The 13,362-nt window shown below is 72.5% G+C and carries 12 protein-coding genes; 3 read left to right on the top strand and 9 right to left on the bottom strand.

Annotation, left to right across the window (positions count from 1 at the left end):
- Positions 1–13: 13 nt before the first annotated feature.
- Positions 14–1,159 carry a glutamate--cysteine ligase gene (locus AB0M92_RS22365; protein WP_366104025.1) on the bottom strand — a complete coding sequence of 382 codons (1,146 nt, stop codon included), beginning with the start codon at positions 1,157–1,159 and terminating at the stop codon, positions 14–16.
- A gap of 160 nt (positions 1,160–1,319) precedes the next feature.
- Here AB0M92_RS22365 and AB0M92_RS22360 point away from each other — a divergent pair, with 160 nt between their 5' ends.
- Complete coding sequence (locus AB0M92_RS22360) at positions 1,320–3,575, top strand: ADP-ribosyltransferase domain-containing protein (protein ID WP_366104024.1); 2,256 nt, start codon at positions 1,320–1,322, stop codon at positions 3,573–3,575.
- Here AB0M92_RS22360 and AB0M92_RS22355 read toward each other — a convergent pair.
- From AB0M92_RS22355 to AB0M92_RS22340, 4 genes are read right to left on the bottom strand one after another with little or no spacing between them, the layout of a single operon-like run.
- Positions 3,535–4,602, bottom strand: a complete 1,068-nt coding sequence (locus tag AB0M92_RS22355) for a peptidogalycan biosysnthesis protein (RefSeq protein ID WP_366104023.1) — start codon at positions 4,600–4,602, stop codon at positions 3,535–3,537. The two genes, AB0M92_RS22360 and AB0M92_RS22355, sit on opposite strands and share 41 nt — an antisense overlap.
- A complete protein-coding gene (locus tag AB0M92_RS22350; RefSeq protein ID WP_366104022.1) occupies positions 4,599–5,852 on the bottom strand; it encodes an MFS transporter in 1,254 nt (417 codons plus the stop codon). Before AB0M92_RS22350 ends, AB0M92_RS22355 begins: the two co-directional genes overlap by 4 nt.
- A complete protein-coding gene (locus AB0M92_RS22345; RefSeq protein ID WP_366104021.1) occupies positions 5,849–7,126 on the bottom strand; it encodes an ATP-grasp domain-containing protein in 1,278 nt (425 codons plus the stop codon). The genes AB0M92_RS22350 and AB0M92_RS22345 overlap by 4 nt, the downstream gene beginning before the upstream one ends.
- A 5-nt stretch (positions 7,127–7,131) precedes the next feature.
- Complete coding sequence (locus tag AB0M92_RS22340; RefSeq protein ID WP_366104020.1) at positions 7,132–8,385, bottom strand: ATP-grasp domain-containing protein; 1,254 nt, start codon at positions 8,383–8,385, stop codon at positions 7,132–7,134.
- A 219-nt stretch (positions 8,386–8,604) separates the two neighbouring features.
- Between AB0M92_RS22340 and AB0M92_RS22335 the strand changes: the two genes are divergently transcribed.
- Together AB0M92_RS22335 and AB0M92_RS22330 are read left to right on the top strand one after the other, a co-directional pair.
- Positions 8,605–10,053 carry a radical SAM protein gene (locus AB0M92_RS22335; RefSeq protein WP_366104019.1) on the top strand — a complete coding sequence of 483 codons (1,449 nt, stop codon included), beginning with the start codon at positions 8,605–8,607 and terminating at the stop codon, positions 10,051–10,053.
- Entirely contained in the window at positions 10,050–11,135 is a 1,086-nt protein-coding gene (locus AB0M92_RS22330; protein WP_366104018.1) for a DUF1152 domain-containing protein, read from the top strand. The genes AB0M92_RS22335 and AB0M92_RS22330 overlap by 4 nt, the downstream gene beginning before the upstream one ends.
- A gap of 14 nt (positions 11,136–11,149) precedes the next feature.
- Here the strand turns inward: AB0M92_RS22330 and AB0M92_RS22325 are convergent, their stop codons facing one another.
- From AB0M92_RS22325 to AB0M92_RS22310, 4 genes are all read right to left on the bottom strand, one after another.
- Positions 11,150–11,464 carry a hypothetical protein gene (locus AB0M92_RS22325; protein WP_366104017.1) on the bottom strand — a complete coding sequence of 105 codons (315 nt, stop codon included), beginning with the start codon at positions 11,462–11,464 and terminating at the stop codon, positions 11,150–11,152.
- A gap of 134 nt (positions 11,465–11,598) precedes the next feature.
- On the bottom strand, positions 11,599–12,000 hold the full coding sequence (locus AB0M92_RS22320) for a cofilin family protein (protein ID WP_366104016.1): 402 nt from the start codon (positions 11,998–12,000) through the stop codon (positions 11,599–11,601).
- Positions 12,001–12,091: 91 nt separating this feature from the next.
- A complete protein-coding gene (locus AB0M92_RS22315; protein WP_366104015.1) occupies positions 12,092–12,367 on the bottom strand; it encodes an isoamylase early set domain-containing protein in 276 nt (91 codons plus the stop codon).
- 217 nt (positions 12,368–12,584) lie between these two features.
- Complete coding sequence (locus AB0M92_RS22310; RefSeq protein ID WP_366104014.1) at positions 12,585–13,319, bottom strand: SDR family oxidoreductase; 735 nt, start codon at positions 13,317–13,319, stop codon at positions 12,585–12,587.
- Positions 13,320–13,362 lie beyond the last annotated feature (43 nt).

Genomic DNA, 13,362 nt, shown 5'->3' with positions numbered 1-13,362 from the left:
GGGGCCCGGGACCTCAGATGGACGGGGCGGGGCCGCTCCCGGCACCGGTCTCGTCCGCCAGGGTGCGGCGGGCGCACCGGAGCACCACGGAGGCCAGGTCGCCGTCCGTGCGCAGCAGCTCGCGCTGCACGCGGGCGCCGTTGCCGCGGGCCTGCAGCCCGGCCAGGCCCTCCTTGACGAAGCCGGCGTCCCCGTTGTCCTCCAGGGCTTCGCGCACATGGCCGTACAGTCCCCGGACCACGGCCGCGGCGGAGTCCTCGCGCAGGGTGGCCGGGTGGATCAGGGGTCCGTCGAGCCCGGACCGGGCCGCCCGCCAGGCGGCGAGCCGCAGCAGGCTCGTATCGACCGCGGGAGACGGTTCGCCCGCGCGCCAGTCACGGGCCGCGGTGTCGACGAGGCCGCGCACCAGGGCCGCGAGCAGCACGGCCGTCGACGCGTCGAGGCAGACGTCGGCCACGCGGATCTCCACGGTCGGATAGGAGGCTGCCAGCCGCGCGTCGAAGTAGATCATCCCCTCGTCCCGGATGGCCCCGGTGGCGACCATGGCCCGTACCCGCTCGTGGTAGCGCTCGGGCGTGCCGAAGAGGTCCACCGGGCCCGCCGAGGGCCAGCGGTTCCAGACCCTGCTGCGATAGCTGCCGTACGCGGTGTCCTCCCCCTGCCAGAACGGTGAGTTCGCGCTCAGTGCGGTGAGGACCGACAGCCAGGGCCGGATCCGGTCGAGCACCGCCACGCCCTCCTCGTCGGAGTCCACCCCCACGTGCACGTGGCAGCCGCAGGTCAGCTGCTCCTGGGCGGGCAGGCCGAACTGGCGGGCGATCCACTGGTAGCGCTCCCCCACGCTCAGCGAGGGCTCCACCGGCAGCGGGCAGGTGGCGAGCGCCGCCACCAGGACGCCGGCGGCTTCGGCGTGGCGCGCGGCCTCGGCCCGCCACCGGCGGATCTCCTGGTGGAGTTCGTCCATCCGGGTCAGCGGGCGGGTCGCGCACTCGACCTGTTCCTTGTGGAGTTCCTTCTCCAGCGGGATCTCTCCGCCGGCGCCGGCCGCCCGGCCGCCGGAGCGCAGGGCGGATGCCAGCACGGCGCCGGCGGAGGCCGCCGGCCGGCCGGTCCGCGGATCGACCAGCAACAGTTCTTCCTCGACGCCGACGCTGCGCATGCGGGGCCTTTCGCTTGCTCTCCGTGCCGTATCCCCGGCGTATGCCCGCTCGCGCGGCGGCCATCCACGACCTCACCCGGATGCCCGAGCCCGCAGAACTGTCAGTGGCGGCGGTTACGTTCGAGGTGTTGCGCGAGCCGTTTTCCGACAGGAGTGGATGATGACCGAGAGCAGTGCTCCGCCTGTGCTCAGGGTGGTGCTGACAGACGTCAACGAGCGTGTGGTGGAGGCGTGGCGGGCCGCTTTCGCGGACACCCCCGGCATCGAGATCCGCCGGGGCTCGATCCTCGACGAGGACGTCGACGCCTGGGTCACGCCGACGAACTCCCGGGGCCGGATGGACGGTGGGGTCGACGCCGCCGTCAAGCGGCACCTCGGACCGGGCATCCAGCTGCGGGTGCGGCGGGCGATCCGCGACCGGTTCGCCGGCGCGGTGCCGGTGGGCAGCGCGGTCTGCGTCCCCTCGGGGGCGGCCGTTCCCCGGTTCCTGATATCGACGCCGACCATGGTCGAGTCCTCGCAGGACGTGAGCGCCACGCTGAACGTGGCCCTTGCGTGCGCCGCCGCGTTCCAGGCCGTCCACCGGCAGAACCGGAAGGCACCGGGCAGCATCCGCTCCGTGGCGCTGGTCGGGATGGGGGCGCAGACCGGTCGGGTGCCGGCCAGGGTGTGCGCCAACCTGATGTGGACGGGCTACATGCTCTTCCAGGAGCACTGGTTCGAGGACGACGACGAGTTGCGCGCCACGATCACCGCACAGCTGAGCGGCATCGAGAAGCGCCCGGTCGAGGAGCGGGTGCGCATCGTGCCGCCGAAGCCCGCCGCCGACACCCTGGCCCTCGCGGAGCTCTTCGACGGCGGTGGTGAGCCGTGGCTTCCGCTCCTGAGGCCCGTCATCGAGGCGCAGCCGGACGCCGCCCGGTTCATCGGGAAGGGGCGCGGCCCCGAGGTGGTCCCGGTCCGGGAGCTGACCTTCCAGGCGCTCAAGCCGCACCCGCCGCACCAGTGGAAGGTCGTCGTCTTCGGCCAGAACCCTTACCCGCGGCCGGAGAGCGCGACCGGCATCGCCATGTTCGACAACACCTTCAACGACTGGCAGGACAGCCAGTTCGGCAGGGTCGTCAGCATCCGCTGCATCATCAAGGCGGCGGCGATGTGGAAGTACGGCATCGCCAGGAAGACCCCGATCGCCGACGTCCGCGCGCTGTTGAGGGAGCGCGAGACGGTCCAGCCGCCGGAGTGGTTCCAGGCGATGCTCACGCAGGGCGTACTGCTGCTGAACGCCTCGCTCACCGCCAGTGGCGACGCAGCGATGGGGGCCGACCGGCACACGGCGTTCTGGCGGCCCGTCGCCGAGCGGATCGTCGAGGAGATCCTCAAAGCCAAGCAGGACGGCGACGAGGAGGACCGCGGGGTCGTGTTCGCCTGGTGGGGTGCGCACGCCCGCGCCCTCAAGAAGGTCGTCCTGCGGCTCCAGGAGAAGTACCCGGACGTCGAGGTCCGGCACATCGACCACGCGAACCCGGCGGCGCAGGGGGACGTCTTCTGCGAGGGCGACCACTTCGCCATGGTGAACGAGGCTTTGGCCTCGCTGGGTTCCGACGGGATCGACTGGCTGCCGAGCAAGGGGTGGAACGAGGGGACGGCGGCCTGTGCGGGCGGGGCCGGCGCTGCGGACGGGGGTGTCGCGGCCCGGATGGGCGCCTTCATCGAGTCGACCATGAACCTGCACCAGCTGTACCTGGAGCGGCTCGGCGGCGTCAAGGACGAGGGCCTGGTCCTCCCCGCGATCACGGGCGTGTTCGCCACCCCGCTGATGGACTTCCAGGACGCCGTCGCACCGGTCGCCGGGACGCTGTCCGGGCTCACCGGACACATCGACCGCTCGCGGGACTTCGGCGAGCGGCGGGCGGACGAGGCGTCCGGCGGCCTGTCCGCGGAGGCGATCGCCGCCCTGCACCTCTACACCTGCGAGTCCGCGTTCTACCGCGAGATCAACGCCGTCCTGCGCTCCCCGGACCGCACCAGGGTCACGCCGTACCTGCCGTACCTGCGGCTGCTGTTCTCGGCGGTGTCGGCGCTGCCCGCCCGTACGGAGCCGCTGTGGCGCGGTGTGTCGCTGGACCTGCGCTCGCAGTACCCGGTGGGCCGGACGGTGACCTGGTGGGGCGTGTCCTCGTGCACCTCCGAGCTGAGCGTGGCCCGGTCCTTCCTGGGCAGCCGCGGCAAGCGGACGCTGTTCGAGGTGACGCCCGCCAAGGCGGTCGGCATCAGGCGATTCTCCGCGTTCACCGGTGAGGAGGAGTACATCCTCGCGCCGGGCACGCAGCTCAAGGTGACCGACGTGAAGAGCGAGCGCGGCGGCCTGTGCACGGTCAGGCTGACGGAAGCGGACGCCGATCCCGTGGTGTCCTGACCCGCGGGCCTCCGGGCTCCGCGGAGTGCCGGTCGACCAGGGCGTACAGGCCGGACACCCCGGCGCCGCGGCGGCGCTTGGCCTCGATGGCCGTCATGCCCGCGTGCAGGGCGCTCGTGCCGTGGGCGTAGGCGTCCTCGATGGGCAGGTAGTACATCAGGTTGAAGTACGGGTGGGGCGCCGGGTGGCCGCGATCGAGGGCGACCGCGCGGATCCACGTCGTGCTCCCGTAGTGGTAGTAGAGGCAGAAGCCGGTCATCCGGTGTCCGTCGTAGGCGGCCACCACCCGCGCTTCGCCGCCCATCGCCACCGCCTGCCGTTTCAGCAGGCCCGTCATCGCGTGGATGCCGTCCCGGTCGTGCCCGTGGTCCTGCTGGTGCCCCGCCAGCAGGACCGCGGCGTCCTCGAAGCAGTCCGCGAGCACCTGTCGGCGCACGTCGAGGCCGGCCGCGGCGAAATGGCGGCGTTCGCGGCGTACGCCGACGCGGCGCTGTGAGGGCAGGGAGGCGATGTAGTCGTCGATGCCCGTACCCGGGAGGGGGATGAGCGCGTCGTCCTCCAAGTGGAGGGCGGGCTGCGGGTAGAGGGGGGCGAGGCGGCCCGCCGCCGTGGTGGTGAGGTAGGGCCACCAGTGCGTCGTGCCGTGGTGGTCGGCGAAGCGGCGTACGGCGTCCCGGAGGAGGGCGAGGCAGGCGTCTCGCCGGCCGGGACCCAGGCCGGGGGCGGTGAGCGGGGTGTTGTGGTAGCCGCGCCGGGCGCCGGCGATCACACGGGGCCGCAGGTGCGGGGGCAGTACGGTCTCGGGCCGGTAGCCGTCGTTCGGCTCGTCCCGCACCAGGTAGAGGGGGGTCGCGGCCAGCAGGGAGCCGTCGGGGTCCCGTACGAGCGCGTACGCACGGCTGGCGGTGGGGTCTTCCTCTTCGCCGGCGAGCCACCGGTGGGAGAGGTAGAGGCCGGCCGGGCGGGCGAGGTGCTCCCATTCGGCGGCGGGGACCTCGTGGACGGACTCGATGACGCTCGTGATCAACGGGGATTCCTCCGGCGGTGGCGGTTGGGGGCTTTGAGGGCGGGCGCGGCGAGTACGCCGATCAGGCATGCGGCGGCTTCCACACCCCACGGCAGGAGCGGGCCGGCTTCCAGCAGCAGGGTGAACAGGGCGGGAGCCGCGACCATGCCGACGGCCCACGAGAACTGGTACAGGCCCTGCGTGAAGCCGCCGGATGCCTGGGGGGTGAGGCTCACGGACAGCTCGCTCAGCGCCGGGCCGAGGAGGATCTCCGCCACGCTGAACAGGGCGATCGCCGCGACGAGGGCCGCCCAGGCGGTGGCGGCGGCGCCGGGCAGCGCGGGCAGCGCGAACGCCGCCATCCCCACGGCCATGATCAGGTATCCGGCGGCCACGGCACGCCGGGGCGCCTTGGGCGCCACGTGCGCGGTGACGGCCGTCGAACACGCCGAGACGATCACGGTGTTGATGACGAACAGCACGCTCGCCGCCGAGGCGGGCAGGCCCAGGGCCCGAGTGGTGTAGACGGCGACGAGGACGGCGAGGGCGGCCTGCGCGAGGACGTAGGGGAGGTTGACTCCCACGAGCAGGAGGTAGCGGCGGGTGTGGTCGGAGCGGGTCACGAGGGCGCTCGGCGGCGCGCCGTCCGGTTGCGGCGGGTGGGTGGTGAGGACGGCGAAGCAGGCGGCGGCCAGGAGGTAGGTGGCGGCGTCGACCGCGATCATCCAGCGCAGCGAGCCGTTCCCGAACACGGTGAGGGCGCCCGCCGCGGCCGCGGACCCGGCGGCGAGCCCCGTGTTGCGCAGCGAGCCGGTGAACGCGAACCAGGAGCGGCGTTCCCCGGCCTGGGTGACGTGCGTGATCAGGGTGCGCTGCGCGGTGAAGTACATGTTGATGCCGGCCTGTACGAGCACGTACACGCCGGCGACGTGGCACGGCTCGCGGGCGAGCAGGAACAGGGCGAACCCGGCGGCGGAGAGGACGTTCGCCCACACCACGACGCGCTTCGGCCCGACGCGGTCCATGAGGCGTCCGGCGAGGAACGTGACGGGCAGGGCGAGTGCCTGGCCCACGGTCATCGCCGCGCCGACCTGTGCCAGGGGCAGGCCCTGGACGTCGGTGAAGTACAGCAGCCCCAGCGGCAGCAGCATGCCGTTGCCGACGGAGTCGATGAGGTTGCCGGTGATGAAGAGGCCGTGCCCGCGCAGTACGGGCAGGCCGAGGCGGTCCGACGCGGTGCGCGGGCGGCGGGTGCCGGTGGCCGCGCTCACCGGTTCAAGAGGGAGATGATCTTGACCAGGACATCGGCCGCGGGGAAGCCGGTCGCCTCGTGCAGCTCCGTCAGGGTCTTCACGGTCCGCTCCTCCTCGCCCTCGGCAAGGGTGATCACGACGATGTCCCCGCGGGAGGCGCCGTCGATGACCAGCTCATGGGCGGTGACCACCCGGACGTTGCGGCGGAGTTCGGCCACCACCGGGGCCGCAATGCCGTCCGGGTCGAGGAACTCGATCGCCCAGCCCGCCCGTCGTGCCCTGCCTCCGGGGACGGACAGGCCGCGGGCCATGCGGGCGAGGGAGGTGAAGGTGTTGGTGCCGGACGCGGCGCACGAGAGGGTGGTGGCGCCGCCGATGCGCGGGTTGACCTCCAGGACCACGAACCGGCCGCCGGTGTGGACCATGTCGACGTTCACCGAGCCGTACACCCCCAGGCTGCCGCAGAGGTCCACCAGGGCGCGGGCCACTTCGCCGAACGCGGCGTCCGTCTCCTCCCGGGGACCGCACCACCGCAGGCCGGCGAAGGTGAACACCGGCTCGGCGCCGGCGCGTCCGGTCCAGCACAGGGGCAGCACCTGGTACGAGCCGGGGCGCCCCACGATGTCCACGCTGCACAGATCGCCCTCGACGACCTGCTCCACCACCGCCGACACCGCCTGCGGGCCGGGCGTGAAGGAGGTGTCCAGGTAGGTGTCCAGGTACGCGTCGAGGTCCGTGGGGCTGCGCACGGTGCGGATGCCCATGCTGGTCGAGTCCCATACGGGCTTCGCCATCAGCGGATATCCGATCCGTCCGGCCTGCACGCGCAGCGCGTCCCGGTACCCGGGCACCGCGAGCCCCCGCCCCGACAGCAGATCGGAATCCACGCGGAACCCCTCGGGCACCGGCAGCCCGGCCCGCTCGCACAGCCGCTTGGTCTCCCACTTGTCCACCAGCAGCATCGTCGCCGCGAGCGGGGTCATCACCGTCGGGATGCCCTCGGCGTCGAGGAAGGCCTTGGCCGCGGCGTCGCGCACCGCGTTCTCGCACGGCAGCGAGATCGACACCGCCGCGTCCGCCCCCCAGTCGGCGACCGCGTCCGCGAGCTCCCGCGGCGTCACCCCGCGATCGAGTCGTCGCCGGTGGCCGGGGAAGTCCTCGTCACCGGCGGCGCCGCCGGTGTGGAACAGCCCGGCCTCGATCCCCTCGGCCGCCAGGGCGCGTACGGCCTGCTGGATGTACGGGTCGGCGCGCCGGATGGCCACCGACCGTAAGAACGCGATCTTCCGCACCTGCTTCAGCCCACTTCCACTCGGGACCGGGCGACCACCCGGTCGGCCAGCCCGCGCGCCTGATCAACCGTTTCCGCACGAGCCACCACGTGCGCGATCCGGCAGGCCGAATCCGCCGGCTCCGGCACCACCTCGCCGGGCCGCAGGTGCACTTCGCTGTGCGTCCCGGGCAGGTCCGGGACGGCCACCGCCCGCAGGACACCGCCGCGTTCCGGCAGCAGGAACCGGATCGACGCCGCGTCCGTACGGGAGGGGACGGTGTCGGGCACCAGGCCGAGCACGGCCTGGAGCTGGGCCACGGCTTCGTTCACGCCCGTCGCGGCCTCGACGATCTCGCACAGGTTGTCCCCCGGCAGCCGGGCGCCGGTCTCGATCACGTACGGCGTCTGCGAACCCGGCGGGATCTTCACCTCCGTGTGCGCGATCCCGTTGCGGACGCCCACGGCGAGCGCCGCCCGCGCCGCGGTGTGCTGCACCTTCGCGACCATCGCGGCGGTCAGGCCGGAAGGGCAGGTGTGGCCGGTCTCGATGCGGTACCGGCCCTCGGTCGTGTCCTTCGCGACGACGGGCAGCGGGTAGGCCACCCCGTCCGCGACCACGGTGTCGCACGAGTACTCCTCCCCCGGCACGTACTCCTGCAGCAGGGCCCGCGTGTCGAGTTCCAGGCCGTGCGGGCGGGCGTACGCGTACTGCCGTGCCGCGTCGACCGCGCCCGCGAGCCGGTCCGGGCCGTCGACCACGGACACGCCCCACGAGCCGCCCTGCTCCGCGGGCTTCACCACGAGCGGCCACCCCAGCCCGTGCTCCCGCGCCGCCCGGTGCGCCTGGGCGCCGTCGTGCGCGAGCGCCCAGCGGGGGGCGGGGATGCCGGCGGCCGCGAACGCCTCGCCCATCAGGATCTTGTTCCTGGCCGCGCGAGCGAGCCGCGGATCGTTGCCCGGCAGGCCGGTCCGCTCGGCGAGCAGCGCGGCGAGCGGGGTGAACAGCTCGAAGCAGGGGGCGACACCGGCGATGGCGTGCTGCCGGCAGAAGGCGTCCATGTCCTCCAGGGCCCTCGGGGTGTCGGTCAGGTCCGTCGCGCACACCCCCGCGAGGGCGGCCCGCAGCCGGTCCGGATAGCCGGCGTGGACGTCCTTGTGGGTGGCCGCGTACAGGCGCACTCCCAGCCGGTCGGCCGCCTCGACGAGGAAACGTCCGGCGTTCCCCATCGGCTCGATCACCAGCACTCCCGGCCCGCGCGGGCCCGCCCCGATTGTCATTCCTCCAGCAAAGCCGTGGTGTGGGCGCGGCGGCTATGGGCCTGACGAACGAAAACAACTCGCCGTGCGGCGACCGCCTTTGGAGCAACCACCAACGAACTGGCCAGTAGCCGCACGGGATTTGGTGCGCCCACCCGATGGAACCGGCCAAGCGTCCCGTGATCGGATCGCCAGGGTAGGAAACGCCGCGCCTGCAAACCCGTACGGGAAGGCAACACCGTGACCAGCAGCCTGCACCAGCAGCTCGCCGACCACATCGACCAGGGCGTCATTCCGCCCTACCAGTACTCGTACCCGCCCCGCTCCACGTACCGTCCCCTCCCCGGGGGCAAGTGGAGCATCCCCGACGTGTGGGCGGCGGATCTCGCCAACCACCAGGTCCCCGAGCTCAACCTGTACCTGCACGTCCCCTTCTGCGACCGCAAATGCGGCTTCTGCAACCTCTACACGATCATCAGCACGGACGAGGACGTCTACGACGCCTACACCGACGCCCTCTGTACGCAGATCCGCGATCACGCGGAGATCATCCAGGCCCGGCGTTTACGCACCATCTACATCGGCGGCGGCACCCCCGCGCTGCTGAAGCCCCGGCACTTCGAGCAGATCTTCACCACCATCGGCGAGATCTACCCCAACTGGCGCTCCACGGCCGAGGAAGTCGCCGTGGAAGCCACCCCGTCGTCGATCGCCGACGCGCCGGACGAGTTCAAGGCCCTCATCGACATGGGCCTCACCCGCGCCAACGTCGGCATCCAGTCCCTCGTCCCGCGCGAGATACGCGAAGCCGGCCGCGGCGGCGAGGACGAGGACGTCATACGCCGCGCCATCCGCACCGCGCACGAGCTCGGGCTCCCGGACCTGTCCACCGACCTGATCATGGGCTTCGCGGGGCAGACCCCCGAGACCTGGCGCCAGAGCGTGGACGAGCTGGCCGCGCTCCGGCCCACCACCATCAGCACCTACTTCCTCACGGTGCGGCCGGACGCCTGGTTCTCCAAGACCGGCGCCTACCAGTACATGTGGCAGCCCGAGCTGTACGAACGGTACGACTACGCGCGCCAGGTCTTCCTCGACCACGGCTACGTCCAGGAGGGCTCCGTCCGCTACAAGAAGCCCGGTCGCGGCGGCTACGTCCAGAAGGTGCTCACCTTCCACGGCGTGCCCCTGCTCGGCCTCGGTGTCGGCGCCCGCTCGTACACCAGCGTGCTCGACTACATGTGCGGCAGCGTGAAGCCCTCGACGGCCGAGGTCGCCGACTACATCAAGAGGGCCGGGAACCACGAGCTCGGGCCCGTCACCGGCTTCGAACTGACCGATGAGGAGACCGTGCGCAAGCGCCTCGTCCTCGACACGTTCGACCTCGACCTCGCGGAGCTCGACCGCTTCGGGTACCAGAAGCACGCCGCCGAGTTCGAACCCGTCCTTGAGGCGGCCGAGTCCAACGGGCTCGTCCACCGCCTCGGCCGGCGCGTCCAGTTGACCCCCAAGGGCTTCAAGTACCGCGACGTGCTGTCCTGGATGTTCTATTCCGGGACCGTCAAGGACCTCGACCGCGAGTACTACGAGAACCTCCACGCGGCGAACAAGCGCGCCCGGAAGAACATGGGGGCGACGCCGGTACGGATCACCGGCGTGGACCTGCGCGAGCGCGAGGGAGCCGCGTGAGCGATCTGTACATCGCGGCGGGCGGCGGAGGGGATCCGGTCGGGACCCTCATCGCCGCCCGCACCCTCGCGGCGGGCCCGGCGGGCCCGGCGGGCCCGGCCCGTCCGGCCGATCCGCCGCTGATCGCCACGTACGCGTGGGAGCGCCCCGAGGTGGACCCCACCTCCAGTCCCCTCGGAGAACGGAACTTCGACGGGCTCGTTCACGAGCGGGGCGGCTTCGCGGCCTTCACCCCCGCCACCCGGGCCCGCCCGCCGGCCGGGTCCACCATGCCCGGCCTCGCCCGGGACCTGCCGGCCCGGCTGCTGCTCCTCGACCCCGCCCGGGGGCTCCCCTCCCTGGCACGGCAGATCGCGTCCATGGCCGAAGCCGCGGGCGCCGGCCGGATCCACATCGTCGACATCGGCGGCGACATCCTGACCCACGGCGACGAGCCCGGCCTGTGCAGCCCGTTCGGGGACGCCCTCACCCTCGCCGCGTGCCGGCTCACCGGCGTTCCCACCACCGTCCACATCGCGGGGCCCGGTCTCGACGGGGAGATCGGCGAACAGCCCCTCCTCGAACGCCTCGCCGCGAGCCGCCCCCGCGTCCCCGACCGGGACGCGGCGGCGGCGGCCTCCCGCGCACTGGCCTGGCACCCCTCCGAGGCCTCCGCGCTGTGGGCCGCCGCCGTCCGCGGCGCCCGCGGCACGGTCCGTACCGTCAACGGCGTCATCCGCCTCACCGACGCCTCCGCACGGCTGTACCCGCTGCCGCTCCACGAGGCCATCGGCCACAACCCGGTCGCCCGGGCCCTCGTGGCCGAGCGGCCGGCGACCCTGAGCGCCGCCGCCGACGTCTCCCACCGCCTCACCGGCATCCCCGGCCTGGCGGGCGAACGCACCCGTGGGCCGCAACCGCAACGGCCCCGGCGCGTCTGCCCCGACCGGGACGAGGCCATGAAGACCCTCCGCGAAGCGGCCGACGGAGCCGAGCACATCACCCTCCGCCACGCCGCCCGCACCCTGGGCCTCACCTGGAAGGACATCCCCGCCCTCCGAACCGTCCTCACCGCGAACACCCCCCTCCTCCGCCTCGGCTGACCCCGCCGGCCGGGTCAGTCGGGTTCGCTCGCGAGATGCAGGGCGAGCTCCTGCAGGATCTCCTGCGAGGACGCCCCCGATTCCAGCTCGTCGAAGGCGTCCGCGACGGCCTCGAAGGCCATCACGAACCCGCTGATCAGGGCGCTGAGCGGGCCGGACAGCTGATCCAGCATGGCGAATCCGATCTCTGCGGCATCGGCTTCGGCGGGCACGAGGAACTCGGTGGGAGTCACCTCTCCGAGCAGCGAGGAGACGTAGTCGGTTCCGATGCCGCTGCGCACACCCGTGAGTGCCGCGATGGCCTTCAGCTTGATCTCGTTGCCGGTCATCCCGCGAGGGTACGGCGGGGCTCCCCGCGGGAGCTCTCGGCGCGCGATACGACGAAGGCCCCGGACCCCGGCATCCACCGGTCTCCGGTGGATGCCGGGGTCCGGTGCCCGCCGGTCTCCGGTGGATGCCGGACTCAGCCGGCCAGGGCGACGAGCCTTCGGTACTCCAGCTGGTCCGTCTGCCTGACGGTCAGGTGGACGCGCACGTCGGTCAGGAACTCCTTCAGCGCGGCGTAGCCGGCGCTGTAGGCCTCCTCCTGTCCGGCGGCCGCCGCAGGCGCCCAGAGGATCAGCACGCGTTCGTTCCTTCGCGTGCCCTCCGGGCTCGCGAAGGCCAGCTCGTGGACGACCAGGCGCACCTCCTCGGCGGGCAGGGCCTGGAGCAGCTCGTCGTGGGTGAGGTTGCCCTCGACCTCCGGGACCAGGCCCTCCGGAACGTCTCGGTGGCGCAGGATCACGGTGTTGATCTCGCGGGTCTCCTTGAGGCGCTGGAGGGCGTCGAGGCACCCTTCCAACGACCCGGCCGGGCTGGTCACACGGGCCTCGCTTCGCTCATGGGCGGACCTTGTCCTGCGGACCCGACCCGGTCACGGCCTCGGTTCCGGGCACCGGGGGCGGCGCCGGGGTTCAGGTGTGGAGGCGACTGTTCGGTCCGTCCTGGTCACCGGCGGTCTCGTCGTTGAACCAGTAGTCGCCCGCCGCCAGATACCGGAAGGAGTGGCTGCTCTTGCTGGGCAGCTCGACGGTGACGGCGCGCTTGCCGTCCTTGCGCGCCTGGAGGGTGTGGACGCCGGGCTGCCAGTCGTTGAAGTCGCCCACCACGCTGACCGGACCGGGGGGCGTGTCGGCCGGGAGGACGAAGGTGACCTTGGTGCGGTCCTTGCTCAGCGTGCGCTCCAGCATGTGGGCTCCAGAATGCGGGTGAGGGCGGGAGGAGGAGAGCCCCGGGAAGGGCTACGGGCCCATCCTCGGCGGCGGATGCCCGGGCTGCACGCCGACGCCGCTGCCCGAGTACCCGACATCACCCGCCCACCGCATCGCCGGGCGCCACCGGGGCTTTCGGCCGGGCCGCCGAGCAAGCCCGTCAGGGCCGCCCGGGCGGGGGCGGAGCGGCATGGTCTCACCAGGGAATCGGCCCGTCCTCGGCCAGAAGGGCGCCCGTCGGGCCGTCCTCACCCGCCGTCGCCAGGTCGACCGCCACGGCCGCGCCCTCCTCCGCCGTGCGCATACCGCTGTGGCGGTTGAGGTCGGTCGCGCAGTAGCCGGGACTCACCGCGTTGACCAGGATCCCTTCGGCGCGCAGTTCATTGGCGTAGAGCACGGTGATCGCGTTCAGCGCGCTCTTCGAGGTGCAGTAGGGGAAGAGGATCGAGTAGTAGGCGGACCACGGGCTCTCCGGGTCGGCCAGGTGCGTGAGGGAGCCGAGTTCGCTGGACATGTTGACGATGCGTGCGGCGGCGGAGCGGCGGAGCAGGGGCAGCATGGCGTGGGTCACCGCGATGACGCCGAACACGTTGGTCTCGTAGACCTGCCGGACGGTGGCGGCCGGGGTTTCGCTCGGCTTTTGCGGTCCGGCGGCGATCGCCGCGTTGTTGACGAGGATGTCGAGGCGTCCGAACGTGGAGTCGATGTGCCGGGCGGCGCCCTGGACCGAGATCTCGTCGGTGACGTCCAGCGGTACGAACCGCACGTCGGCGCCGTCGGCGCGAAGCTCCTCGGCCGCCGCCTCGCCGCGCTCGGCGTCGCGGGCGCCGATCAGCACCGTGATGCCGAGGGCCGCGAGCCTGCGCGCCGTTTCCTTGCCGATGCCCTTGTTCGCTCCGGTGATCAGAGCGGTCTTCTGCGAAGTCGTCATGGCACTCAGCCTCCCCTCTCCCCCGGGCCGCAGGGAAAGACCG

Origin of the sequence: Streptomyces sp. NPDC051582, from assembly GCF_040681715.1 — a bacterium.
GTDB lineage: Bacteria > Actinomycetota > Actinomycetes > Streptomycetales > Streptomycetaceae > Streptomyces.
This window is presented reverse-complemented; position numbering and strand designations above follow the sequence as displayed.